The organism is Streptomyces omiyaensis, assembly GCF_014650895.1.
In the GTDB taxonomy this organism is placed as follows: Bacteria; Actinomycetota; Actinomycetes; order Streptomycetales; family Streptomycetaceae; genus Streptomyces; species Streptomyces omiyaensis.
This window is the reverse complement of sequence record NZ_BMVV01000021.1, coordinates 1-25,645: the sequence shown is the minus strand read 5'-3', so window position 1 is coordinate 25,645 and position 25,645 is coordinate 1. Positions and strand designations below refer to the sequence as shown.

18 protein-coding genes, 1 pseudogene and 1 riboswitch are annotated in these 25,645 nt (G+C 74.4%); of the genes and pseudogenes, 14 read left to right on the top strand and 5 right to left on the bottom strand.

From position 1 onward, the window contains the following. The first annotated feature begins 183 nt into the window (after positions 1 to 183). Positions 184 to 344: riboswitch (cyclic di-AMP (ydaO/yuaA leader) on the top strand. 8 nt (positions 345 to 352) lie between these two features. After that, positions 353 to 1,123, top strand: coding sequence for a M23 family metallopeptidase (locus tag IE287_RS28000; RefSeq protein WP_189851999.1), 771 nt, complete (start codon positions 353 to 355; stop codon positions 1,121 to 1,123). Positions 1,124 to 1,316: 193 nt separating this feature from the next. Continuing rightward, positions 1,317 to 2,000 (top strand): GntR family transcriptional regulator, encoded by a 684-nt coding sequence (locus IE287_RS27995; RefSeq protein WP_189851998.1) that lies wholly within the window; start codon positions 1,317 to 1,319, stop codon positions 1,998 to 2,000. A 221-nt stretch (positions 2,001 to 2,221) separates the two neighbouring features. Here IE287_RS27995 and IE287_RS27990 read toward each other — a convergent pair whose 3' ends face one another. After that, positions 2,222 to 2,503: an HPr family phosphocarrier protein gene (locus tag IE287_RS27990; protein WP_031010885.1), complete on the bottom strand. Its 282-nt coding sequence runs from the start codon at positions 2,501 to 2,503 to the stop codon at positions 2,222 to 2,224. 205 nt (positions 2,504 to 2,708) lie between these two features. Here IE287_RS27990 and IE287_RS27985 point away from each other — a divergent pair, with 205 nt between their 5' ends. The 9 genes from IE287_RS27985 to IE287_RS27945 all read left to right on the top strand — a co-directional run bounded on the left by IE287_RS27985 (position 2,709) and on the right by IE287_RS27945 (position 18,428). Then, the gene (locus IE287_RS27985; RefSeq protein ID WP_189851997.1) at positions 2,709 to 5,852 is read left to right on the top strand and encodes a bifunctional acetate--CoA ligase family protein/GNAT family N-acetyltransferase; all 3,144 of its coding nucleotides are present in this window, start codon (positions 2,709 to 2,711) and stop codon (positions 5,850 to 5,852) included. A 39-nt stretch (positions 5,853 to 5,891) separates the two neighbouring features. Beyond that, positions 5,892 to 6,491: a DUF5998 family protein gene (locus tag IE287_RS27980; RefSeq protein ID WP_189851996.1), complete on the top strand. Its 600-nt coding sequence runs from the start codon at positions 5,892 to 5,894 to the stop codon at positions 6,489 to 6,491. Further along, positions 6,491 to 7,696, top strand: coding sequence for an alkaline phosphatase family protein (locus tag IE287_RS27975; RefSeq protein WP_189851995.1), 1,206 nt, complete (start codon positions 6,491 to 6,493; stop codon positions 7,694 to 7,696). Before IE287_RS27980 ends, IE287_RS27975 begins: the two co-directional genes overlap by 1 nt. Before the next feature lie 67 nt (positions 7,697 to 7,763). Beyond that, positions 7,764 to 8,414, top strand: a complete 651-nt coding sequence (locus IE287_RS27970; protein WP_189851994.1) for a thymidine kinase — start codon at positions 7,764 to 7,766, stop codon at positions 8,412 to 8,414. Between the two features lie 99 nt (positions 8,415 to 8,513). Further along, a complete protein-coding gene (locus IE287_RS27965) occupies positions 8,514 to 10,805 on the top strand; it encodes an FG-GAP repeat domain-containing protein (protein ID WP_189851993.1) in 2,292 nt (763 codons plus the stop codon). A 185-nt stretch (positions 10,806 to 10,990) separates the two neighbouring features. Beyond that, the gene (locus IE287_RS27960) at positions 10,991 to 13,261 is read left to right on the top strand and encodes an FG-GAP repeat domain-containing protein (RefSeq protein ID WP_189851992.1); all 2,271 of its coding nucleotides are present in this window, start codon (positions 10,991 to 10,993) and stop codon (positions 13,259 to 13,261) included. 163 nt (positions 13,262 to 13,424) lie between these two features. Next, the gene (locus tag IE287_RS39180) at positions 13,425 to 16,049 is read left to right on the top strand and encodes a YfhO family protein (protein ID WP_189851991.1); all 2,625 of its coding nucleotides are present in this window, start codon (positions 13,425 to 13,427) and stop codon (positions 16,047 to 16,049) included. A gap of 64 nt (positions 16,050 to 16,113) precedes the next feature. After that, on the top strand, positions 16,114 to 17,079 hold the full coding sequence (locus IE287_RS27950; protein ID WP_189851990.1) for a glycosyltransferase family 2 protein: 966 nt from the start codon (positions 16,114 to 16,116) through the stop codon (positions 17,077 to 17,079). A gap of 2 nt (positions 17,080 to 17,081) precedes the next feature. Further along, on the top strand, positions 17,082 to 18,428 hold the full coding sequence (locus IE287_RS27945) for a polysialyltransferase family glycosyltransferase (RefSeq protein ID WP_189851989.1): 1,347 nt from the start codon (positions 17,082 to 17,084) through the stop codon (positions 18,426 to 18,428). A gap of 77 nt (positions 18,429 to 18,505) precedes the next feature. Here IE287_RS27945 and IE287_RS27940 read toward each other — a convergent pair whose 3' ends face one another. Further along, positions 18,506 to 19,279, bottom strand: coding sequence for a VOC family protein (locus IE287_RS27940; protein ID WP_189851988.1), 774 nt, complete (start codon positions 19,277 to 19,279; stop codon positions 18,506 to 18,508). Between the two features lie 159 nt (positions 19,280 to 19,438). On the opposite strand from IE287_RS27940, the gene IE287_RS27935 reads away from it, so the two are divergent. Beyond that, positions 19,439 to 20,266 carry a sulfurtransferase gene (locus tag IE287_RS27935; protein WP_189851987.1) on the top strand — a complete coding sequence of 276 codons (828 nt, stop codon included), beginning with the start codon at positions 19,439 to 19,441 and terminating at the stop codon, positions 20,264 to 20,266. An 87-nt stretch (positions 20,267 to 20,353) separates the two neighbouring features. Here the strand turns inward: IE287_RS27935 and sepH are convergent, their stop codons facing one another. Then, entirely contained in the window at positions 20,354 to 21,406 is a 1,053-nt protein-coding gene (gene sepH, locus IE287_RS27930) for a septation protein SepH (protein ID WP_189851986.1), read from the bottom strand. Positions 21,407 to 21,816: 410 nt separating this feature from the next. Between sepH and IE287_RS27925 the strand changes: the two genes are divergently transcribed. Continuing rightward, the gene (locus IE287_RS27925; protein ID WP_229883786.1) at positions 21,817 to 22,818 is read left to right on the top strand and encodes a hypothetical protein; all 1,002 of its coding nucleotides are present in this window, start codon (positions 21,817 to 21,819) and stop codon (positions 22,816 to 22,818) included. A gap of 10 nt (positions 22,819 to 22,828) precedes the next feature. On the opposite strand, the gene IE287_RS27920 is transcribed toward IE287_RS27925, so the two are convergent. Beyond that, positions 22,829 to 24,166 (bottom strand): D-arabinono-1,4-lactone oxidase, encoded by a 1,338-nt coding sequence (locus tag IE287_RS27920; protein ID WP_189851985.1) that lies wholly within the window; start codon positions 24,164 to 24,166, stop codon positions 22,829 to 22,831. Then, a complete protein-coding gene (locus IE287_RS27915; protein WP_189851984.1) occupies positions 24,108 to 25,367 on the bottom strand; it encodes an MFS transporter in 1,260 nt (419 codons plus the stop codon). Before IE287_RS27915 ends, IE287_RS27920 begins: the two co-directional genes overlap by 59 nt. Positions 25,368 to 25,527: 160 nt before the next feature. Here IE287_RS27915 and IE287_RS27910 point away from each other — a divergent pair. Next, positions 25,528 to 25,645, top strand: a pseudogene (locus tag IE287_RS27910) (ferrochelatase); the annotation flags it as partial.

The window sequence follows — 25,645 nt, the reverse complement described above, 5'->3', positions numbered from 1 at the left end:
GGGCGGAGGTCTCCGGTGTGACGGGGCATCGGAGGCCTCCGCTTTGTCCGTTATGGCGTCAAGAATGCTTGTATGCCTTGTGGCATGTCTTACAAAAAAGCGTGTCTGTTTGGCGAACGACATCCGTCCGGCCTAGCGTCGACCCGGCTGTCCGGCCGACGTACGCGCCGCACCCGCGGCATCGGGCAGCCATCGCCGAGTCCCCGTCAGGCGCGAGCCTGGGGAGCCGGGGACCCACGCAGTCCCTGGGGTGAATCGGGCGCCTTCGCCATGCGGAGGGGTCCGTAGGAGACCTTCCTGCTCCGAACCCGTCAGCTAACCCGGTAGGCGAGAAGGAAGGAAAGGAACCGTCTTGGCGTTCACCCGTGCCACCGGGAAGCACCGTGGCGCGAGCCGAATGGCTCGCCGCAGCGCCGGCATCGCCGGCGTGGCCGCCCTCGCCACCACCGGCGTCGTCGGCACCCTGGCCTCCCCGGCGCTCGCCGCCGACACGGACGACCGTTCCGCCGAGGACACCGGCCTCACCCGGGTGATCGCCGAGGAGTCCCTCGCCGACCAGGTCAGCGCGCAGGTCGCCGCCCAGGAGCTGGAGGCCGTCGAGGCCGAGGCCCGGGCCAAGGCGCGCGCCGAGGCGAAGCGCAAGGCCGAGGCCCGCGCCCAGGAGATCCGCGAGGCCAAGGAGCGCGCCGCCCGCGAGGCCGAGCGCCGCCGGCTCGCCTCCTTCAACCTCCCGGTCGCCGGCTCGTACGTCTCCACCGGCTACAAGACCGGTGGCTCGCTCTGGTCCTCCGGCAGCCACTCCGGCGTCGACTTCCACGCCGCCTACGGCAGCTCGGTCGTCTCCGTCGGCTCCGGCACCGTCGTCGAGGCCGGCTGGGGCGGCGCGTACGGCAACAACATCGTGATCCGGATGAACGACGGCACCTACACCCAGTACGGCCACCTGTCGTCCATCGGCGTCTACGTCGGCCAGACCGTCGAGCCCGGCCAGCAGATAGGCGTCTCCGGCTCGACCGGCAACTCGACCGGCCCGCACCTCCACTTCGAGGCCCGGAGCACCGCCGACTACGGCTCCGACCTCAACCCGATCGCGTACCTGCGCGCCCGCGGCGTCAGCCTCTGACCCGACACCCGCTGCGCAACGGCCCCGGCTCCCCAGAGCCGGGGCCGTTTTCCGTCGCTCCCGCCCGCTGTGCCCACTGCCGTGAACCGGACGAATTCCGAGGGGGCATCGGAATTTCCGGCGTGCTGCAATAGAGTCGCGGAGAAGAGCGCTCGAATCCGGTGCGCGCGGAGCGGAAATACGGAGGTCGGACATGCAGGTTCCCGCGCAATCGGTATGCACGGCGATCCGGGACGACATCGTCTCGGGGGTCTTCGAGCGCGGCAGCCGGCTGACCGAGGACCAGCTCGCCCGCCGCTACGGCGTCTCCCGGGTGCCGGTCCGCGAGGCCCTGCGCACCCTGGAGTCGGAGGGCTTCGTCGTGAGCCGCCGGCACGCAGGGGCCCAGGTCGCCGAACCCACCGACCAGGAGGCGGCCGACCTCCTCGACGTACGGGCCCTGCTCGAACCGCTCGGTGCGGCCCGGGCGGCCCAGCGGCGCACCGACGCCCACCTCAAGGTCCTGCGCGGCCTGGTCAGGCTGGGGCAGGAGCGGGCCCGCCGGGGGCAGGGCGAGGACCTGAAGGCGCTCGGCGGCTGGTTCCACGAGACCCTCGCGCAGGCGTCCGGGAGCCCGGCGCTCGCCGCCCTCCTCACCCAGCTGCGCCACAAGATCGCGTGGATGTACTCCGTGGACCGGCCGGAGCGGCCCGCGGAGGTCTGGGCGGAGCACGGGGCGATCGTCGACGCCATCGCGCGCGGCGACGCGGAGCGGGCCCGCGCGCTGACCGCCCTGCACGCCGAGCACGCGCTCGCGCTGCACCGGCTGAAAAGGCCGGAGCGGGGCCGTGTGAGGGTTTCGCAACATGCCGTCAACACGGCGAGCGTCCGGAATTAACAAGGACACCGTATACAAAGAATAGCAATTCCGGGGCCTTCTTCGTGCTGCCCGGAAATGGGAATTGCGTGGGCCGGGTAATGGGGCCGTGGAATGCGGCGCGTCCCGCCCTCCCGGAAATGCCCGGCCTCTCCGTCCCGCCCGGAAATGCCGGACGGCCGTGGCCACCGGGAATTCCGGGGACACGGCCGTCCGTGACGACTGCGGATCGACCCGCCGGGTCAGACCGTCTCGGGGAGCTCGTCGAGACCCTCGGCGACGAGCTTGGCGAGGCGCTCCAGCGCGGCCTCGGCGCCGTCGGCGTCCGAGGCGAGCACGATCTCCTCGCCGCCCTGCGCGCCCAGACCGAGCACCGCGAGCATGGAGGCGGCGTTCACCGGGTTGCCGTCGGCCTTGGCGATGGTCACGGGGACACCGGAGGCCGTGGCGGCACGGACGAAGATGGAGGCGGGGCGGGCGTGCAGGCCCTCGGCCCAGCCGACGTTGACGCGGCGCTCAGCCATGGTGTTGCCCTTCAGGTCTTCAGCGGTTGTCTAGACCAGTCTCTCACGGGTTGCGGCGTGCTCCGGCCGACCTTCGTCCCGTGTCCGGGCGACCTTCGGCCCCTCCCACCTTGCACGGGAGGGGGAGGCCGCGCGAGCGGTGTGCCGCCAAGGAGTGGGCGCGCGGACGGTGCCGCGGACGGACCCCGGCCGTAGGCTTTGCCCCATGCGGAGCACGTCGGAGCAGGCGGACGGAACGGACGGAACGGGCGGGGGCGAAGCCGGCGGGGCGGGGGAGCGCCCGGCCCCGGAGGAGCACGCCTACCCCGACCACTGGGAGGCCGACGTCGTGCTCCGGGACGGCGGCACCGCGCGCGTCCGCCCCATCACCGCCGACGACGCCGGCCGGCTCGTCAGCTTCTACGAGCAGGTCTCGGACGAGTCGAAGTACTACCGCTTCTTCGCGCCCTACCCCCGGCTCTCCGCCAAGGACGTCCACCGCTTCACCCACCACGACTTCGTCGACCGGGTCGGCCTCGCCGCCACCGTCGGCGGCGAGTTCATCGCCACCGTCCGCTACGACCGCATCGACGACCGGGGCCTGCCCGCCTCGGCCCCCGCGGACGAGGCCGAGGTCGCCTTCCTCGTCCAGGACGCCCACCAGGGCCGGGGCGTCGCCTCCGCCCTCCTCGAACACATCGCGGCCGTCGCCCGCGAGCGCGGCATCCGCCGCTTCGCCGCCGAGGTGCTCCCCGCCAACAACAAGATGATCAAGGTGTTCACGGACGCCGGCTACACCCAGAAGCGCAGCTTCGAGGACGGCTCCGTCCGGCTCCACCTCGACCTGGAGCCGACCGACCGCTCCCTCGCCGTCCAGCGCGCCCGCGAGCAGCGCGCGGAGGCCCGCTCCGTCCAGCGGCTCCTCGCCCCCGGCTCGGTCGCCGTCGTCGGCGCCGGCCGCACCCCCGGCGGAGTCGGCCGGACCGTGCTGCGCAACCTGCGGGGAGCCGGCTTCACCGGCCAGCTGTACGCGGTCAACCCCGCCTTCGGCGAGGGCGCGCCCGACCCCGACGGCGTCCCCGCCTTCCCGTCCGTCGCCGCCATCGGCGCCCCCGTCGACCTCGCCGTCGTCGCCGTCCCCGCCGAGCGGGTCCCCGAGGTCGTCGCCGACTGCGGCGCGCACGGGGTGCGCGGCCTGGTCGTCCTCTCCGCCGGGTACGCCGAGAGCGGCACCGAGGGGCGCGAGCGGCAGCGGGCGCTGGTCCGCCAGGCCCGCTCCCACGGCATGCGGATCATCGGACCCAACGCCTTCGGGATCATCAACACCGCCGCCGAGGTCCGGCTCAACGCCTCCCTCGCCCCCGAGATGCCCGACGCCGGACGGATCGGCCTCTTCACCCAGTCCGGCGCCATCGGCATCGCCCTCCTCGCCGGACTGCACCGGCGGGGCGCGGGCCTCTCCTCCTTCATCTCCGCCGGCAACCGCGCGGACGTCTCCGGCAACGACCTCCTCCAGCACTGGTACGACGACCCGGCGACCGACGTCGTCCTCCTCTACCTGGAGTCGATCGGCAACCCGCGCAAGTTCACCCGCCTCGCCCGCCGCACCGCCGCCGTGAAGCCGGTCGTCGTCGTCAAGGGCGCCCGGCACAGCGGCAGCGCGCCGCCCGGCCACCGGGTCCCCGTGACCCGCATCCCGCACGCCACCGTCTCCGCGCTGCTCCGCCAGGCCGGGGTCATCCGCGTCGACACCGTCACCGAGCTCGTCGACGCCGGACTGCTCCTCGCCGGACAGCCGCTGCCCGCCGGGCCGCGCGTCGCGATCCTCGGCAACTCCGAGTCCCTCGGCCTCCTCACGTACGACGCCTGCCTCACCGAGGGGCTGCGCCCGCAGCGGCCCGTGGACCTGACGACCGCCGCCACCCCGGCCGACTTCCGGGACGCGCTCGCCGCGGCGCTCGCCGACGACTCCTGCGACGCGGTCGTCGTCACCGCGATCCCCTGGGTGGGCATCGAGGGCACCACGGAGGTGCTCGCCACCGCCCTCCGCGAGGCGGTCGCCGGCGGCGGGCCGTCCGGGGCGGCCAAGCCGGTCGTCGTCGTGCACGTCGAGATGGGCGGTCTCGCCGAAGCCCTCTCCGCCGCCACCAGCACCCGCCCCGCCTCCCCGCGCACCCGCCGCCCGGCGCCGACCGCGGCCCCCGGCACGGGCGGGTCCGCGACCCCGCCGCAGGACCGGGAAGCCGCCGCCGTCCCGGGGCCGGGAACCGCCGGATCCCCGGACCCGCAGGCCGCCGCCCCCGGCCGGGCGCCCACCGTCCCGGACCTGCCCCCCGCCACCGCCCCGGACCCGGCCCCTTCCACCGGCCGGGGCCCGGCCCCCACCGGCCCCCGAGGTCAGGAAGCCTCCGCCCTCCGGGGCCGGGAAGCGTCCGCCCTCCGAGGGCAGGAGGCCTCCGCCTCCCCGGGGGCCGAGGCGCCCGCCCCCGTGCGGAAGATCCCCGCCTATCCCGCCGCCGAGCGGGCCGTGCGGGCGCTCGCCGAGGCCGTGCGGTACGGGCAGTGGCGGCGGCAGGCCGCCGACCCGGGACGTGTGCCCGAGTACGACTCCATCGACGAGGCCGGCGCCGCCGCGCTCATCGACCGGGTGCTCGGCGAGCGGGGCGCCGGACAGGAGTCCCGGGGGGTGACCCTCACCCCCGACGAGGCCGGCGAACTGCTCGGCCGGTACGGCATCGCGCTGCGCCCCACCCTGCCCGCGCCCGGACCGGACGAGGCCGTGGCGGCCGCCGCCCTGCTCGGCTACCCGGTCGCGCTCAAGACCACCGCCCCCCACCTCCGCCACCGCCCCGACCTCGGCGGCGTCCGGCTCGACCTCGCCACCGAGCAGCAGCTGCGCACCGCCTACGCCGAGCTGACCTCGGCCCTCGGCAAGCCCGAGGAGCTGCAGCCGGTCGTCCAGGCGATGGCGCCCCGGGGCGTGGACACGGTCGTGCGCGCCACGATCGACCCCGCCGCCGGCGCCGTCCTCTCCTTCGGCCTCGCCGGCGCCGCCTCCGAGCTGCTCGGCGACACCGCCCACCGGCTCGTCCCGGCCACCGACCGGGACGCCGCCGAACTGGTCCGCTCCATCCGCACCGCCCCGCTGCTCTTCGGCTGGCGGGGCTCGGCCCCCGTCGACACCCCCGCCCTGGAGGAGCTGCTGCTCAGGGTCTCCCGGCTGGTCGACGACCACCCGGAGATCGTCTCCGTCGCGCTCGAACCGGCCGTGGTCGCCCCCGCCGGCGTCTCCGTCCTCGGCGCCGCGGTCCGGCTCGCCCCGGCGGCGCCCACCACCGACCTCGGCCCGCGCCGCCTGCCCAGCTACTGACGGGTCCGGGGGTCTCCACGGCCCCGTAGGATGGAGTCCATGGCGAAAAGCGGTACGACGACCCAGGGGCTGCGCGCGGCGATCGAGCGCAGCGGCTACTACCCGGCACTCGTGGCCGAGGCGGTGGAGGCCGCCGTCGGCGGCGAGGACGTCGCGTCGTACGTGGTCCACCAGGAGACCACCTTCGACGCCAACGAGGTCCGGCGCCACGTCACCGTCCTCGTGCTGACCCCCAGCCGTTTCATCGTCAGCCACACCGACGAGCAGGCGGCCGACAACAGCTCCCCGAGCCCCTACGCCACCACGTCCACCGAGTCCGTGAAGCTCGACCGGATCTCGTCCGTCGTGGTCAGCCGGGTCGTCGCCAACCCGGAGTCGTACACCCCGGGCACCGTGCCCCGGGAGGTCGTCCTCACCATCGGCTGGGGCGCCGTCTCCCGGATCGACCTGGAGCCCGCCGCCTGCGGCGACCCGAACTGCGACGCCGACCACGGCTACACCGGCAACGCCACCGCGGACGACCTCAGCCTGCGGGTCAGCGAGGCCGGCGACGGCCCCGACACCGTCCGGCAGACCCTCACCTTCGCCCAGGCGCTCTCCGAGGCCACCGCCGCCACCGCCCCGACGGCCGGCCGCTGATGGCGCAGCCGACCTCCGTCGCCCACGGCTGGCCCGACGACCCGGTCCCGCTCGCCCCGGAGTCCGCCCCGGTGCCCGCGTACGGCTCCGGATCCCTCGCCGACCTGCTGCCCACGCTCGTCGCGGGCCAGGGCGTGCCCGGCTTCGAGGCGCGGATCGCCGAGCTGACCCCGGCCGACCGCGTCTGCGTCTTCCTCGTCGACGGGCTCGGCTGGGAGCAGATCGCCGCCCACCCGGACGAGGCGCCCTACCTGACCTCGCTGCTCGCCTCCTCGCGCGGCGGCACCGGCCGGCCGATCACCGCCGGCTTCCCCGCGACCACCGCGACCTCGCTGGCCTCCGTCGGCACCGGCCGCGCCCCCGGCACCCACGGCCTGGGCGGCTACATGGTCCGCAACCCGGAGACCGGCGAGCTGATGAACCAGCTCAAGTGGCGCCCGTGGACCCCGCCGAAGGCCTGGCAGCCGTACCCCACCGTCTTCCAGCTGGCCCACGAGGCCGGCATCCACACCGCGCAGGTGTCCTCCCCGATCTTCGCGCAGACCCCGCTGACCCAGATCGCGCTCAGCGGCGGCTCCTTCCACGGGCGCCTCTCCGGCGAGGAACGGATGGACCTGGCGGCCGAGCAGCTGGCCGCCGGCGACCGCTCGCTCGTCTACACGTACTACAGCGAGCTCGACGGCGCCGGGCACCGCTTCGGCATCGACTCCGACGCCTGGCGCGGCCAGCTCATGCTGGTCGACCGGCTGGTGCGGCGGCTCGCCGAGCAGCTGCCCGCCCGCTCGGCGCTGTACGTCACCGCCGACCACGGCATGGTCGACGTGCCCTTCGACGAGGAGCACCGCATCGACGTCGACGAGGACTGGGAGCTGCGCGCCGGCGTCGCCCTCCTCGGCGGCGAGGGCCGGGCCCGCCACGTCTACGCCGTCCCCGGCGCCGAGGCCGACGTCCTCACCTGCTGGCGCGAGGTCCTCGGCGAGCAGTTCTGGGTGGCGGGCCGCGACGAGGCGATCGGCCTCGGCTGGTTCGGCGACACCGTCGACGAGCGGGTCCACGGCCGGATCGGCGACGTCGTCGCCGCCGCCCACGACGACGTCGCCCTCATCGCCTCCGTCGGCGAGCCGCTGGAGTCCCAGATGACCGGCATGCACGGGTCGATGACCGCCGCCGAGCAGCTGGTGCCGCTCCTCGAAGTCCGCACCTGACGCCGTTCCCCGTCCTTCCCCCGTCCCCACCCCTCCCGCACCCCGACCCGAAAGGTCCCGACCCGTCATGCCCGAGCTGGTGTTCTTCTCCGGAACGATGGACTGCGGAAAGAGCACGCTGGCGCTCCAGATCGCGCACAACCGCGACGCGCGCGGCCTCCAGGGCGTGATCTTCACGCGCGACGACCGGGCGGGCACCGGGAAGCTGTCCTCGCGGCTCGGCCTGGTCACCGAGGCCGTCGAGGCACCGGAGGGCATGGACGTCTACGCGTACCTCGTCGACCAGCTCTCCCAGGGCGGCAAGGCCGACTACGTGATCGTCGACGAGGCCCAGTTCCTCGCCCCGGCCCAGATCGACCAGCTCGCGAGGATCGTCGACGACCTCGGACTCGACGTGTACGCCTTCGGCATCACGACCGATTTCCGCACCAAGCTCTTCCCCGGCTCGCAGCGGCTGATCGAGCTCGCCGACCGGATCGAGCAGCTTCAGGTGGAGGCGCTGTGCTGGTGCGGCGCCCGGGCCACGCACAACGCCCGGACCGTCGGCGGCCACATGGTCGTCGAGGGTGAGCAGGTCGTCGTCGGCGACGTGAACACCGCCGCGGAGGTCGTCGGGTACGAGGTGCTGTGCCGCCGCCACCACCGGCGGCGGATGACGAGCGCGAGCTCCCGCGCCGCGTCCCTCTCCCCGGACGTGCTGCCGGTCACCCCGGCCTGACCTTCGCACACCCGTACAACCTTCCGGTCCGGACGGAAGTCTCAGGGAGCGGCGCCGGTATCCGTGCGCCGTGCACCGGCTTCTCGGGAGGAACCTTTCATGTCCGGATCAGCGCCCCGCCGGGGCGTGTCCGCCGCGATCACCACGGTCCTCGCCGTCACGCTCGGCGCGGGCGTCCTGACCGCCCCGGCCGGTGCCGCCCCGCTGACCGGGGCGGCGGTGGCCGAGGCGGGGGCCCAGGCCGCCCCCCTCGCGTACCCGGCGAACGGACTCTGGTTCTCCGCCGCGGGGAAGACCGGCTTCCTGACCCGCGGCCCGGTGAACGGCACGTACCAGTTCCAGTGGAACCGGTACGCGGACGGCTCGGTCACCACGATCGACGCGGTGTCGGCCGACTCCACCGGCACCGATGTGATCATGACCGGGAAGGGCCAGTACCCCCGCACCTCCCTGGTCCTGCAGCTGCGCGACATGGCCCCCGGCGGCGGCACCGTCACGATGGACCTCCGCCCGCTGAACGCCACCTACGTGAAGGCCGTCTCCAGGGACACGATCCTGGCGGAGGTGAAGAAGGCCGACGGCTCCGTGGAGCTGCACCTCGTCACGAGCACCGGCGGCACCCTCACCCAGCGGAAGGTCGAGGGCGTCCCGGCCGACGCCCATCGCATCAGCGCCGCCCCCGCGCGCGACGGGTCCGCGCTCGTCACCTTCGGCCTGACGGGCACCTCCGGCTCGCGGTACCGCGCCGCCGTCGTGGACCTCGCCGCCGCCAAGGTGGTCTCCACGCACGACGGCAGCCCGTTCTTCGTGAACCGCTACGACGACCAGCACGAGTACTCCGCGATCTCCGCCACGCACCTCGCCTGGGTGAGCAGCGAGAAGGAGATCGTCACCGTGGACCGCGCCACCGGCGTCCGGTCCTCCTTCGATCCCCAGGGCGCCGAGGGGATGTACCTCGCCACGGGGCTGATGGGCTCGTGGCTGACGTACGGCAATCCGGCGCACCTCGAAGGAGACGGCTTCGGCGAGACGAATCCCGTGCTCCCGTACACGGCCAAGTCGTTGACGACCGGTGAGACGGTCAAGCTGCTCGACTACGTGGCCACGGCCTGGACCGGGCCCGACGGCACGATGCTCGTGCGCGGCGGCACCGTCGAGCACGGCGACGGGCTCTTCCGGATCTCGCTCGGCGCGGACGGCAGGCCCGCCGTCGAGCCGGTCGCCTCCACCGGGAAGCCGGTCCAGATCCGCTACCTCGGCCAGCGGTTCCCGGACCGCTTCGACCTGACGTCCCCGGCCCCCCTGAAGTGGGAGCTGTCCCGGTCCAACGCCGACGTGGACGTGAGGATCACCCACCGGGCGACCGGCAAGTCCTTCTCGAAGACGCTGAACCTCTACACCGAGTCCGCCGGCAGCCCCCACCTCTTCGGCGACAGCACCTTCGGCCTCACCTGGTCCCAGATCGCGGCCGAGTCCCCGATGGGCAAGGACGCCGAGACCGGGGTGTACGACTGGTCGTTCACCGCCCGCCCGCAGAACGGCGTCGGACCGGACGCCAAGGCGTCGGGCACCTTCACCGCGGGCCGGCACCTCTCCACCCAGCACGACCTCGACCAGGACGCCGAGCCCGACCTGCTCGCCCGTGACGCCGCGGGCGTGCTGTGGTGGGTACACACCGGGTACGACGACGCCAAGAAGACCCTCGTCCGGGACTACTCGCCCACCAAGATCGGCCCCAGCTGGCAGATCTACGACCGGATCGAGACCATCGGCGGCATCGGTGGCGGCCCGACGGACTTCGTGGCCCGGGACCGGAGCGGCGTGCTGTGGCTGTACGACGTCACCCGCACCTACAAGACGAGGATCTCGGCCCGCAAGCAGGTCGGCGGCGGCTGGAACACCTACACCCAGCTCACCGGCGGCGGCGACCTCGACGGCGACGGCCGTCCGGACCTGGTGGCCGTCGACAAGGCGGGCGCCCTGTGGTTCTACAAGAACACCGGGAACGTGGCGGCCCCCTTCGCCGCGCGGAAGAAGATCGGCACCGGCGGCTGGGGCGTCTACAACCAGATCACCGCCACCAGTGACATCGGCGGCGCCGGGGCGGGCGACCTGATCGCCCGCGACAAGGACGGCGTGCTGTGGCTGTACCTCGGCAAGGGCGACGGCACCTTCACCGCCCGCAGGCAGATCGGGGGCGGCTGGGGCGCGTACACCGACACCGTCGGCATCGGTGACGGCAACCGCGACGGGCGTCCGGACCTGTTCGCCTACGGTCCGAACAAGACGGCGTACTTCTACGCCGGCACCGGCGACCTCCACAGGCCCTTCGCCACCCGTGTCGCCAGCCCCGTCCTGGCCGGACAGCCCGCGTTCAACCAGGTGTCCTGACCTCCCCTCCCACGACCGGGGAAGCCCCGCCGCGCCGGCCCTCCCGACGGAGGGCCGGCGCGGCGGGAGGACACCGGGAGCCCCGGACTTCGCACACCCGTACAACCTTCCGCCCGGGACGGGAGTCCCAGTGAGCGGCGCCTGCACGAATGCGCCTCTACCTGACTTATCGGGAGGAAAATTTGATGTCCGGATCAGCGCCCCGCCGGGGCGTGTCCGCCGCGATCACCACGGTCCTCGCCGTCACGCTCGGCGCGGGCGTCCTGACCGCCCCGGCCGGTGCCGCCTCCCTGCCCGCCGCGGTGTCGGCCGAGACGGGCACGCAGGCCGCGCCCGTCACCTACCCGGAGTCCAGCAACCTCGTCGGTGCCGGAAAGACCGGCTTCCTGACCCACGCCCGGGTGGACGACCAGTACCGGTACCAGTGGACCCGGTTCGCGGACGGCGCGGTCACCACGCTCGACGCGTCGGCGGTCGACTCCACCGGCACCGACGTGATCATGACCGGGAAGGGGAGGTCCCCCGAGCGTTCCCTGGTGCTGCAGCTCCGGGACATGGCCCCCGGCGGCGGCACCGTCACGATGGACCTCCGTCCGCTGAACGCCACCTACGTGCAGGTCGTGTCCCAGGACACGATCCTGGCGAAGGTGACGAAGGCCGACGGCTCCGTGGAGCTGCACCTGGTCACCAGCGCCGGCGGCACCCTCACCCAGCGGCCGGTCCAGGGCCTCCCGGCCGGCGCCACCGCGTACCTCTCCTCCACTCCGGCCCGCGACGGCTCGGTCCTGCTCACGTACTCCCTGCAGGACGGGACGGCCTGGAAGAGCGAGCTCGCCGTGGTGGACCTCGCCACCGCGAAGGCGACCTCCGTCCACCGGCCCGCCTCCCGCGCCGACCAGGGCGCTTTCTCGGCCACGCACCTGGTCTGGGCGGACCAGGGCAAGGTCCACTCCAAGGACCGCGCCACCGGCGCGGAGACCGTGACCGACTTCCGCCTCGGCGATGAGCAGAGCATGATCGTCGGTCTGCTCGACTCGTGGCAGCTGTACGGGACCTGGACGAGCCTGGAGGGCGACGGCACGGGCAACAAGCCGACGTACGTGCCCTTCACCGCCAAGTCCCTGACCTCGGGTCAGACGGTCAGGCTCCTCGACTACACCGACGGGTACGTCATGCCCGGCCCCGGCGACACGGCGTACGTGAGCGGCGGCACCGTCGAGCACGGTGAAGGGCTCTACCGGATCTCCTTCGGCGCGGACGGCAGGCCCGCCGCCCAGGCGGTCGCCGTCACCGGGAGGCCGGTGGCCCTGCGCCACCTCGGCGCGCAGATCCCGCAGCCCTTCGACATGAGCTCCCCGGTCCCGCTCAAGTGGAGGCTGTCGCGGGAGAACGCGGACGTCGACCTGAGGATCACGCACCGGGCGACCGGCAAGGCGTTCTCCAAGACGCTGCACCTCTACAGCGAGTCCGCCGGCAGCCCGTACTACTACGGCGGCGGCTTCTTCGGCATCAAGTGGTCGCAGATCGCGGCCGAGTCCCAGATGGGCCGGGACGCCGTCGCCGGGACCTACGACTGGTCGTTCACGGCCCGCCCGCAGAACGGCGTCGGCCCGGACCTGGAGGTCTCCGGCAGCTTCACGGCCGCCAAGAGCGTCTCCTCCCCGCACGACCTCGACTGGGACGGCGCCCCCGACCTGCTGGCCCGGGACACCGCGGGCGTGCTGTGGCAGCTCGACAGCCGGTACGACGAGGCCAAGAAGACCCTCGTCCGGAACTACTCGCCCGTCAAGGTCGGCCCCGGCTGGCAGACCTACGACCGGATCGAGACCATCGGCGGCGTCGGCGGCGGTCCAGCCGACTTCGTGGCCCGGGACAGGAACGGCGTCCTGTGGCTGTACGACGTGACCGGCAACGGCTACGGGGCGACGATCGCGCCCCGGAAGCAGGTCGGCGGCGGCTGGAACACCTACACCCAGCTCACCGGCGGCGGCGACCTGGACGGCGACGGCCGTCCGGACCTGGTGGCCGTCGACAAGGCGGGCGCCCTGTGGTTCTACAAGGGCACCGGGAAGGTGGCGGCCCCGTTCGCCACCCGCAAGAAGATCGGCACCGGCGGCTGGGGCGTCTACAACCAGATCACCGCCACCGGCAACATCGGCGGCGCCGGGGCGGGCGACCTGATCGCCCGCGACAAGGACGGCGTGCTGTGGCTGTACCTCGGCAAGGGCGACGGCACCTTCACCGCCCGCAGGCAGATCGGGGGCGGCTGGGGCGCGTACACCGACACCATCGGCATCGGCGACGGCAACCACGACGGGCGTCCGGACCTGTTCGCGTACGGCCCGAACAAGACGGCCTACTTCTACGCGGGCACCGGCGACTACCGCAAGCCCTTCGCCACCCGCGTCACCAGCGACGTGCTGAACGGGGACATCGCCTTCAACCACGTCTCCTGACCGGCCCCCGGCGGCGGGGACCGACACCGGGTGTTCACCCGGGAGCCGCCGGAAGAACGCCGGGTGATCCACTTCGGGTCGCCCGAACCAGGAGTAATGGGTTCGTCCCGCCGTGCGTTCGCCGCGGGTGACCGACGCGAGCCCCGCGCTCCCTGGAGGACCCGTGCCCCCCGCCGCCACACCCGTGCCCACTCCCGACCGGGAGGGGGCACGGGGCGGCCCCCGCCGCGCCCGGGACCCGCTGCTGCTCGCCCCCGCCGGCGCCGGACTGCTCACCGCCGCCGTCTTCGTCCTGGCCACCGCGCTCGCCCGCAGCCACCCCCTCGGGCCGTACACCCGGAACGTCGTCGACCTGGGGCAGCAGTACCTGCCGTACCACGCCTACTGGCGCGCGTTCCTGCTCGGCGACACCCACGGCGACGCCTTCCTCAACTGGAACTCCGGCTTCGGCGCGGGCTTCCTCGGCGACATCGGCACCTACCTGAGCAGCCCCTTCTCGCTCCTCGTCGTCCTCTTCCCGGCCGACCGGCCGGAACTCGCGCTGTACGCCATCACCGCGCTCAAGACCGCCGCCGCCGGCGCGGCGATGGCCGCGCTCCTCATCCGGCTCCGCCCGGCGGGACGCACCGGCCCCTGGCCGATCGCCGCGCTCCTCGGCGCGGCGTACGCGCTCTCCGGCTGGACCTTCAACCACGGCGCCTCCGTCCCCATGTGGCTGGACGGGCTGATCGCCTTCCCGCTGCTCTGCCTGGTGGCGGAGTGGGCCCGGGCCGGCCGGCGGCCGGTGCTCGGCCCGCTCGTCGTCGCCGTCTCCTGGACCGCCAACTTCTACACCGCCTACATGGCCACCCTCGGCGCGGCGCTCTTCCTCGCCGTCCGGCTCCTCACCGACGACACGACCGGCGCCCGGCGGCGGCTCGCCGCCCTGCTCCGCGCCGCCCGGACCGTCGCCCTCGGCATCGGACTCGCCGCCCCGCTCGTCCTCGTCGTCTTCAGCGCGACGAAGTACGCCGACCCCACCCCCGAGACCGTCTTCGCGCCCGCCGGCTGGGCCGAACTGTTCGGCCGCCTCCTGCCCGCCACCGCCAACGTGGCGACCCCGGCGCTCTTCATCGGCACGCCCGCGCTCCTCCTCGCCCTCACCCTGCCCTTCCAGCGGGCCCTCGCCCCGCGCGTCCGGGCCGGCTGGACCGCGCTGCTCGTCCTGGTGACGCTCTCCCTCCAGTGGGGACCCACCCACCTCCTCTGGCACGCGGGCGCCTCGCCCAACGGCAACCCCTACCGCCAGACCTTCGTGCTGTGCGGCCTGCTCCTCGTCGCCGCCTGGCTCGCCGCCGCCCCCGCAGCGCCCCGCCCGGCCGCGCTCCTCGGCGCCACCGCCCTCCTCGGCGCCCTCGCCCTCGCCGCCCGGGACAGCACCGACATCGACGCCTGGACCTACCCCGCCGCCGGTGCCGCCCTCCTGCTCGCCGCCGGCGCCGCCCTCCTCGCGCTCCGCGCCGCCCGCCCCGCCGCCCCCCGGCTGCTCGCCGTCGCCGGAGCGGTCCTCCTCCTCACCGCCCAGGCGGGCGAGGCGGCCGTCAGCGGGATGCGGATCGAACGGCAGCAGCGGGCCGACGTCGCCTGGGCGCCCCGGATCGGGCCCTGGCAGCGGGCCGTGGGCGACGAGGTGGCCCGCGCCGACGGCTGGCCCGCGTACCGCACCGACCCCGGCCCGCTGCCCGGCGGCAACGAACCGCTGCTGCTCGGCGGCGAGGGCGCCGACGCCTACTCCAGCCTCACCACCGAGAACACCTCCCGCACCCTCGACTCCCTCGGCTTCGGCCACTACGCCAAGGGACGGCACCCCGAGACCCTCGACAACCCCGTCACCGACGCGATCTTCTCGATCGGCGCCCGGATCCGCTCCGAGGCCACCGAACCGGTGCGCCAGGACGCCGCGCCCCGCGGCACCGCGACCACCGCCCGCACCCCCGTACCGCCGCTCGTCACCGTCCGTCCCGCCCGGGACGCGACCGTCGACCCGGCGGAGTCAGCCTTCCGCAACCAGGAACTCCTCCTCGGTTCCGCCGTCTACACGCTGCCCCCCGTCCGCCGCACCGGCACCACCCTCACCGCCCGCTGCCCGGCCGGCACCGAAGTCTGGTTCTGGGCACCGGAGTACCGGGGCACCGCCGCCCTCGCGGCCGCCGCCCCGGCCGCCTTCGACGGCCGCCCGCCCGCCACCCGCGCCGCGATGCGGGCCCTCGGCCCCGTCCCGGCCGACGGGGCGGTCCGCGTCGAGCTGGCCGCCGCGCGCAAGCCCGTCCTGCCGCGCCGGCCCGTGGGCTGCCTCGACCGCGACCGGCTCGCCGCCGCCGTCGCCCGGCTCACCGCCACCGGCGCCACCCGCGTCACCACCACCGGCCACGGCATCGCCGCCGAACTGCCGCCCGGCAGCACCGGCGTCGCGGTCGTCGCCGTCCCCCGCGCCACCGGCTGGCGGTGCGCCGCGGGCGACGCCGCCCCCGTCTCCGCCCGCTCCCACCGTGGCCTGATCGCCGTCCCCCTCGACGGCCGCGCCACCCGCGTCAGCTGCTCCTTCCGTCCCCCCGGCGCCCGGCTCGGCGCCGCCGCCGGAGCCACCGCGCTGCTCGCGCTGCTCGCCACCGCCCTCCTCGCCCGGCGCCGCGCGCGGCGGCCGGCGGACGGTTCGCACGAGGGACGGCAAGAGTTCACCGACCGTCCACACGAGGCTCGTTCGGGCGGCCGGGACGCCGATTACGCTCCCCGCCGTACCGGCGCCTGACAGCCGGAAGACACCTCCGATTCCATCCGTGTCCGCCTCCCGATCCAGTGTGGGGATTCTCCGCGTGCCCAAACTCTCCGTCGTCGTCCCCTTCCACAACGTCGGGCCCTACGCCCCCGACACCGTGCGCAGCCTCGCGAACAACGCGGACCCGGAATTCGAGTTCCTGCTGATCGACGACTGTTCCACCGACGAGACCCCGGACGTCCTCGACCGCTGGAAGGACCGCCTCCCGAACGCCCGGGTCATCCGCCACGAGACCAACCTCGGCGTCGCCCAGGCCCGCAACACCGGCATCGACGCCGCCACCGGCGACCACCTCACCTTCCTCGACGGCGACGACTGGTACGCCCCCGGCCACCTCCGCGCCGCCGTCGACGGCATCGAACGCCTCGGCTGCGACTTCGCCCGCACCGACCACGTCCTCGCCGAGGGCCGCAAGCGGCACGTCAAGTACGCCCCCGCCAAGGTCCGCGACGCCGTCATGGACCCCCGCGACGGCATCGCCCCGGCCAGCATGGTCACGATGGTCGACTACCCCTTCGTCCCCTTCGGGATCTACAGCGCCCGGCTCTTCGCGAACGGCGCCTCCCGCTTCGAGACGAAGCTCCGCACCGCCGAGGACCGGCTCTGGGTCTGGCGCCTCCACCTCAGGGCCGCCAGCTACGCCGCGCTCTCCCTGCACGGCGTCTTCTACCGGCGCGGCGTCACCACCTCGCTGACCCAGATCAGCGACAACCGCCAGCTCGACTTCATCCCCTCCTACGACCTGCTCCTGGAGGAGGTCTCCCGGGACCGCGACGCCGACCGCTTCCTGCCCAAGGCCGTCCGCACCTACTGCGCCATGATCGCCTTCCACGTGAACAAGGCCGGGAAGTACGAGCCCGAGGTCGCCGAGCGGCTCCGCGCCGACGTCGCCGACGCCCTGCGCCGCATGCCGCAGGACGTCCTCGAAGAGACCCTCGCCACCATGGACACGCCGCGCGCCACCCTCCTGCGGAGCCTGCGCGCGACCGGAAGGACCCTCTGACCATGCCCACCGACACGGCCCCCGGCCCGCTCCCGGTCCAGATCTTCCAGGTCTCCACGCTGTACGGCGCCGCGACCGTCGCCGCCGCGATCGACGCCGGCCTCTACGGAGCCCCCGGCACGGCCCGCCGGCTCCTGCTCCTCTCGCACAACGCCGAGATCCCGGAGACCGCGCTCCGCCTGGAGACCATGACCGGCTACGCGCGCCTCGCCGCCCGCTTCGACGGCGTCCTCGACTGGAACGAGACGATCCACCCCTACCACCCGGCCGCCTGGGCCCCCCGCCCCGAGGAGGCCCCGCTCTGGCAGCGCGTGCTGCGCACCGCCTGGGACCTCGGCACCGCCCGGGTCGAGCTGGTCGTGGAGTCCATCCAGGTCAACCCGGCCAAGGCGCTCGGCGCCTGCTTCCCGGAGAGCTCCGTCGAGGTGTACGCCGACGGGCTGATGAGCTACGGCCCCACCCGCACGGACGTCGCCCAGTCCCTCGCCTGCCGGATCCGCCGCCTCCTCCACCTCGACCTGGTGCCCGGCCTGACCCCGATGCTCCTCACCGAGTACGGCACCCCGTCCGAGCTGGTCCCCGACGCCGCCTTCCGCGCCGTCCTCGCCGAGATCGCCGCCGACGCGGGCGACGACCCCGCCGTCGCCGCCGCCGTGGCCGCCCGGCCCACCGCGCTGCTCCTCGGCCAGTACCTCGCCGCGCTCGGCCTGCTCACCGGCGAGGAGGAGGAGGAGCTCCACGTGCGGATGGTCCGGGGCGCCGCCGCCCTCGGACACCGCAGCATCGTCTTCAAGCCGCATCCCACCGCGCCCGCCGGCTACTCCACCGCCCTCCGGGAGGCGGCCGAGGCGGCCGGGGTCCGGCTCACCGTCCTCGACGTGCCGCTGCTCGCCGAGACCTTCTACGAGCGCTGCGCGCTGCGGCTGGTCGTCGGCTGCTTCTCCACGGCGATGCTCACCGCCGCCGTCTACTACGGGGTGCCCGTCGCCCGGGTCGGCACCGAGGAGCTCCTGGAGCGGCTGACCCCCTTCGAGAACAGCAACCGCATCCCGCTCACCGTGGTCGACCACCTCGTCCCGGCCCTGGAGGGCGACGCGGAGCCCGCCGTGCCCGGACCGGCCCCGGACTCGCTCGCCCCGCTCGTCCGCGCGGTGGGCTTCTGCATGCGGCACAAGGCCCACCCCGGCCTGCGGGCCGAGACCGAGCTGTACCTCGCGGCGCACCACGACGACCCGGCGGTCGCCCACCACTTCCAGCCGGAACGCCTCACCCAGCTGGGCCTTCCGGGCGGTCCCGCCCCGGCCGGCCCCTCGCTCCTCCGCCGGAGCCTCGCCCGCGCCCGCCGCTGACCCGGGGCGCGGCCGGGATCGGTGGCCGGCGCCGGGGGTGGCCGACGGGCGCGGCCGGGAGGCCAGGGGCCCCCGCGTCAACGACCGCGGGACCTCACGAGGGTGAACACCGCCCCCTCCGGGTCCGCGACCAGCGCGAGCCGGCCGGCCGTGCCGTCCCGGGGCGGCCGCAGCACCTGGCCGCCGAGCTCCGCCACCAGCCCGGCCGCCGCGTCGGCGTCGTCGACCTCGAAGTACGTCATCCAGTGCGGGCCCCGGTCCCGGGGCAGCGACTCGCCGACCCCGTGGAGCGAGGCGACCGGGCGCCCGTCGACGTGCAGGGTGGCGTAGTCGAAGTCGGGCGACACCACCGGCGCGATCTCGTACCCGAAGACCGTCCGGTAGAACTTGCCGACCGTGGCGGTCTCGTACGTCAGCAGCTCGTTCCAGACCGGTGTCCCGGGCGGCCCGGCGAGCGCGGTGCCGTGGTGGGCCTCCGCCTCCCAGACGCCGAAGACGGCCCCCGTCGGATCGGCGCAGATCACCAGGCGGCCCGCCTCGCCGGCGTCCAGCGGGCCGACCGCGACTGTCCCGCCGCAGCAGCGGATGGACTCCGCGGTCTCGTCGGCGTCCCGGGTGGCGAGGTAGGTGGTCCAGGCGCTGCTCAGGTGCCGGTCCGGGGGGAGCTGGCCGATGCCGGCGACCTCCCGCCCGCCCAGCAGCGCGCGCACGTACGGGCCCAGCTGCTGCGGTCCCGGGACGAAGTCCCAGCCGAAGAGCGCCCGGTAGAACTCCTGCGTCGTCTCGATCCCGTGCACCATCAGACTCACCCAGCAGGGTGTTCCCGGGCTGCGCCGCGCCGCCTCGGTCATCGTCGTTCTCTCCTCGGACCTGGTCGTGACCGTGCCCCGCCGCCGGAGGTTCCGCCGGGCCGCGCACGGCGCGCCCCGGTCGCACCCTGCCTGGCGCGATCCTGCGGGAGGACGCCGGGTCCTTCCCCGCCGCGGGCATGGCTGCGCGAGGATGGCCCCATGAACCCCATCATCTCCGCAAGCGAACTCGCGGGCGAGTCGGCGGGAGCCCGGCCGCCGGTCCTGCTGGACGTGCGCTGGACCCTCGGGGGCCCGCCCGGGCGCCCCGCCTACGAGGCGGGCCACCTGCCGGGCGCCGTCTACGTGGACCTCGACTCGGAACTGGCCGGTCCGCCCGGTTCCGGAGGCCGGCACCCGCTGCCCGACCCGGAGGAATTCGGGAAGGCCATGCGCCGGGCGGGGGTCCGCGCCGACCGTCCGGTGGTGGTGTACGACGGCGGGCTCGGCTGGGGCGCCGCCCGGGCCTGGTGGCTGCTGCGCTGGACGGGCCACCAGGAGGTGCGGGTGCTGGACGGGGGCCTGGCCGCCTGGCCGGGGGAGCTGTCGACGGAGGTGCCGGAGCCCGAGCCGGGCGACTTCACGCCGAAGCCGGGCGGGCTGCGGCTGCTCGACGCGGACGAGGCGGCGGCCCTGGCCCGTTCGGGGCTGCTGCTGGACGCCCGGGCCGCCGAGCGCTACCGGGGCGACGTGGAGCCGATCGACCGGGTCGGCGGCCACATCCCGGGCGCCCACTCGGCCCCGACGACGGAGAACGTGGCCGGGGACGGTCTCTTCCTCGCCGCCGGCGCGCTCCGCGACCGGTTCGCCGCGCTGGGCGCCGCGGAGGCGGCGGAGGTCGGCGTCTACTGCGGCTCCGGCGTGTCGGGCGCCCACGAGGTGCTGGCCCTGGAGCTCGCCGGGATCCCGGCGGCCCTCTACGCCGGCTCCTGGTCGGAGTGGTCCTCGGACCCGTCCCGCCCGGTGGCCACCGGGCCCGACCCGCGGTAGGACCCCGCGCGAGGACGCGGGAGGGCCCGTGCCGAGCTGCTCGGCACGGGCCCTCCCGCGAACCCCGTGGGCGTGAACCCGGGGGCGTCAGTCCTGCTTCTTCCTGCGGGTGCCGAAGACGATCTCGTCCCAGCTGGGGACCGCCGCGCGGCGGCCCGGACGGACGCCGTCGGCCTCCGCCTGCCGGTCGGTGGCGCCGTGCAGCCGGTCGCGGTGGCCGGAGACGGAGCGGGGCATGAGGACGTCGGCGTAGGCCGCGCCGGCCCCGGCGGAGGCGGCGGGAGCCGGGGGCTCCTCCGCCTCGACCTCGTCGGAGGGCTCGCCGTCGGGCTGCTCCGGGACGACCAGGTCGCCGCGGAAGCTGGGCACCGCCTCCAGGAGGCTGGTGAGCGAGTCCCGCTCGTCCTCCGGCTCCGCCGCCGAAGCCGTCAGCGGGGCCCGGTCGAGCTGGCGGTCCAGGGCGCGGTCGAGCGGCCGGTCCAGGGTCCGGTCCAGCGGCCGGTCCCGGGGCAGCCGGGCGATCCTCGGGACGAAGGGGAAGCTCGGCTCCGGCGCTGCGGCGAGGGTGTCGTCGGTCTCGCCGATGAGCGCCCGCGCCTCGTCGTCCACGGCCTGGACGAGCCGGCGCGGCGGGTCGTAGGTCCAGCTGGCGGTGTGCACCTCGCCGGCGACCCGGTAGACGAGCAGCACCTCCCAGGTGCCGTCGTCGCGCCGCCAGGAGTCCCACTGCACGGTGTCCTTGTCGGCGCCGCGGAGCAGCAGCCGCTCCTGCACCGCCTCGCCGAGCTGCGGCCCGCTGTTCTCGCCGGGACGGCGCACCGGGGTCTTCCGGGCGCGCTCGGCCATGAAGGCGCGCTCGGCGAGCACGGGGCCCTCGAAGCGGCGGACGCGGTCGACGGGGATGCCGGCGAGCTGGGCGACCTCCTCGGCGGAGGCACCGGCTCGTATCCGCGCCTGGATGTCCCGGGGGCGGAGGTGGCTCTCGACCTCGATCTCGATCTGACCGAGGCGGGCGCGGTCGTTGCGCACGGCGGCCCGGAGTCGCTCGTCGATCGGAAGCGTGTACTCCGTGCTGTCGGCAGCCTTGAGCACCAGTCGTGTGCCGTCGTTGGAGACGGCCACGACACGCAGTTCGGGCATGGGGACCTCCCGGGTGGTGCCTGCCGACGTCACGTGCGTCGCTGCTTCCGCTAGTCGAGTGTGGCCTGCCCGGGTGCAGCCTGCCACTACCTTGCCGAGTTGCCCGGCGTGTCGGGCGTGGACCCCGGTCCGCCGTTATGGCACGGTTACCTGTTCACTACCCGGAGTGACTGGAGGTCACACTGTGTAGCGGTTCCGTTCCCGGGCGCCCCGGAGGGCGTCCGGACCCAGGGTTCGTCAATGTACTCCATTCGGGCCACTCGGGTGGACCGGCGCGCCGCCCAACTTCTCGGGGTGCGCGGGAGTTGGGCCCCGTCCCCATTCCTCCCGCGTGGCACTCTTCACAGAACCCCCTGAAACGGAACTATTCACTTCGCTCATTTGTCCCTTCTGGGTGCACGGTGGAACAGATGACCAGGCAGAGGGTGGAGATGCGCCACAGGCAGCCGACCGACACGGACGACCCGGAGATACGGACTCCGGAGCCCGGGGGCGAGCCCCCGGAGCCCGGTGACGGGGCGAAGCGGAAGATCGACCTGAGCGTGCCCCAGGTGGCGGGCAGCGCCCTCGCCGCCGTGATCGCCGCCAAACTCGCCTCCACCCTCGGCGTCTACGGGACGATCCTGGGTGCCGGCGTGATCAGCGTCGTCGCCACCTGCGGCGGCCCGCTCTTCCAGCAGCTCTTCAAGCGCACCGGCGAACAGGTGCGGGACGCGACCGCGGCCGCCAAGCCGAAGGCGCGTCAGGTCCCGGTCCTCCCCCGGGAGGACGGGCTCCCCGCGGCCTTCCCGGCCCCGGCGCGCGACCACCGCGCCCCGCTGTCCGGCGTCCCCGCCGCCCCGGCCCCCTTCCCGTACGACGACGAGTTCGGCGCGGCCACCACCCACGGCACCCGGCTGCGCGGCTGGAGGCGTCCGGTGCTGGCCGCCGCCCTCGTCTTCGGCGTCACCATGGGCGGCATCACCACCTACGAGCTGGTCTCCGGCGAGGACTTCAGCGGCACCGAGGGCACCACCACCTTCGGCTCCGTGGTCCGCGGCGGCGGGCAGCAGGACGCCCCCGGGGAGCAGCGGGAGGAGCCCGGGCCGCAGACCCCCGCGCCGAGCGGCTCCGCCGGCGGCGAGGACCGGCGGGACGCCGGGCCCGGCGCCGGCACGGGCACCCCGTCCGCGCCCCCCACCGGCGCCACCCCCGACCCCGGGACCGGTACGCCGAGCGGGGGCCCGACCACCGCGCCGGCCCCGGACCCGACCGGCTCCGCCGACGGCGGCACGGCCCCGGCGCGGGAGCCCACGGAGCCGACGACGGCCCCGACGGCCCCGGTGACGCCGTCCGCGCCCGCCGAGGCGCCCGGGACCGGTCCGGCCCTCCCGGACGCCCCCGCGGCCCCCTCCGGCACCCCGGCGGGGTGACCGGCGCCCGTCAGTCGCCCAGGACCCGGCGCAGGTGGTCGTTGGCGAAGCGCCGGTCCGGGTCGAGCCGGTCGCGCAGGGCCGTGAACTCGGCGAAGCGCGGATAGGCCTCCGCCAGGTACTCCGCGTCCCGGGTGTGGACCTTGCCCCAGTGCGGGCGGCCCCCGTGCGCCGTCATGATGCGCTCCACCGCGGTGAAGTACCCGCGGTGGGGCGTCCCCCTGTAGAGGTGCACCGCGATGTAGGCCGTCTCCCGGCCCGAGGCCGTGGAGAGCGCGATGTCGTCGGCCGGCGCGGTGCGCACCTCCACCGGGAAGCTCACCTTCAGCGGCGAGCCCTCGACCATCGCCTTCAGCTCGCGCAGGGCCGCCGTCGCGGCCTCCCGCGGCAGCGCGTACTCCATCTCCAGGAAGCGGACCCGGCGCGGGGAGGTGAAGACCTTGTACGGGATGTCGGTGTACGTGCGCGCCGACAGGGCGCGGCTGGAGATCCGGGCGATCGCCGGGATGGCCGGCGGCACCGCGCGGCCGAGCGAGCAGGCCGCCTGGAAGACCCCGTTGGAGAGGAACTCGTCCTCGAACCAGCCGCCGAGGCGCGGCAGCGGGGCGGCGGGACCGGCGCTGCGGTTGTTGCGCTTGGTGTTGCAGTTGTCCGTGTGGGGGAACCAGTAGAACTCGAAGTGCTCGTTCTCCGCGTGCAGCTCGTCGAAGTCGGCGATCACCCGGTCGAAGCGCATCGGCTCCTCGCGCGCGGTGAGCAGGAAGACCGGCTCGACGGCGAAGGTGAGCGCGGTGACCACGCCGAGCGCGCCGAGCCCGATCCGGGCCGCCGCGAAGACCTCGGGGTTCTCCTTCTCCGAACAGGTCATCAGGGTGCCGTCGGCCGTCACCAGCTCCAGGGCGCGGATCTGGGCCGCGATGGAGGCGGAGTCGCGGCCGGTGCCGTGGGTGCCGGTGGAGGTGGCCCCGGCGACCGTCTGCTCCATGATGTCGCCCATGTTCGTGAGCGACAGGCCCTCGCGGGCCAGCGCCACGTTGAGCCGCTTCAGCGGGGTACCCGACTCCACGGTCACCGTCATCGCCTCGCGGTCGATCCGGCGGATCCCGGTGAGCAGGCCGGGACGGACCAGGACGCCGTCGGTGGCGGCGATCGAGGTGAAGGAGTGGCCGGTGCCGACCGTCTTCACCCGCAGCCCGTCCTCGGCGGCCCGGCGGATCTCGGCGGCCAGCTCCTCGGCCGAGGCCGGGCTCACCTCCCGCACCGGGCGGGAGGTGACGTTCCCCGCCCAGTTACGCCACGGGCCGCCCGCCGTCCTGGAGCTCCCCGGTCCCGCTGTCCTCGTGCTCATCTCGCCCCTCCCGGTTCGGCACCGGCCTGCGCAGCCGGCGGTGGCCGAGGACGGCCACCACGACCGCGAGCGCGCCCGAGACGACGGGCACCACGTACGCGGACTCCGCCCCCGAGGCGTCGACCACCCAGCCGGCGGCCGAGGAGCCGAGCGCCACGCCGATCGCGAGGCCGGTGCCGGTCCAGGTCATGCCCTCGGTGAGCTGGGTGTGCGGTACGTGCTTCTCGACGAGGGCCATCGTGGTCACCATCGTCGGCGCGATGGAGAGGCCCGCGACAAAGAGCGCCACGGCCAGCAACGGCAGGTTCCCGGCCAGTAGGAGGGGGATCATACTCACGGCCATCGCACAGACGCCCAGCAGCCACCGGCGGGAGGGCTCGCCCTTCAGGTGCAGCAGTCCGAAGACCGCGCCGGCCAGACAGGAGCCCAGCGCGTAGACGGCGAGGACCAGGCTGGCGGCGGCCTTCTGGCCCCGCTCCTCGGCGAAGGCCACGGTGACCACGTCGACCGAGCCGAAGATCGCGCCGGTGGCGACGAAGGCCAGCGCGAGGACCTGGAGGCCGGGGGAGCGGAGCGCCGAACCGCGCTTGACGGCTGGCTGCGGGTGCGGCTGCGGCTCGGTCTCCCGCTGGGCGGTCAGCCAGAAGACGCCGATCGCCAGGAAGACGCCGGCCAGCAGCGGACCTGCCTCGGGGAACCAGGTGGTCGACAGGCCGATCGAGATGATCGGGCCGAAGATGAAACACACCTCGTCGACGATCGACTCCCACGAGTACGCGGTGTGCAGCGAGCGCGCGTCGCCCCGGTAGATGTCCGCCCAGCGGGCCCGGGTCATGGCCCCGACGCTCGGCACCACGCCGATCACCGCAGTGAAGGCGAAGAGGGTCCAGTCCGGCGCCTTCTGCTGCACGCAGAGCAGCAGTCCCGCGGCGGCGGCCAGGGAGATCAGGGTGACCGGGCGGAGCACCCTGCGCTGCCCGTGCCGGTCGACGAGCCGGGAGACCTGGGGGCCGAGCACGGCGGCGGACATCGCGAGGGTCGCCGAGAGGGCGCCGGCGAGGCCGTACCTGCCGGTGACCTGGGAGATCATCGTGACGATGCCGATGCCCATCATGGACAGGGGCATCCGGCCGAAGAAGCCGGCCACGGAGAACGACGTGGTACCGGGCGCCGAGAAGATCGCGCGGTAGGGACTGGGCAAGGGGGTTCTCCGGCTCTGCGACGCGGCGTGCCGGCCGCGCGTCGCGGTCAACACGTGTAATTAACAGCTAAAGCCTAAGGGTTCGAAGCCATCGGATCACCCCCGAATTCCGGACGGGCCGCGCCCCGGGCCGCCGGTGACGGGTGGCAGGATCGGTGCCATGTCCGATCAGCACGATCCCGCCCCGTACGACGCCCTGCTGCTGCTCTCCTTCGGCGGCCCCGAGGGCCCGGACGACGTCGTCCCGTTCCTGGAGAACGTGACGCGCGGCCGCGGCA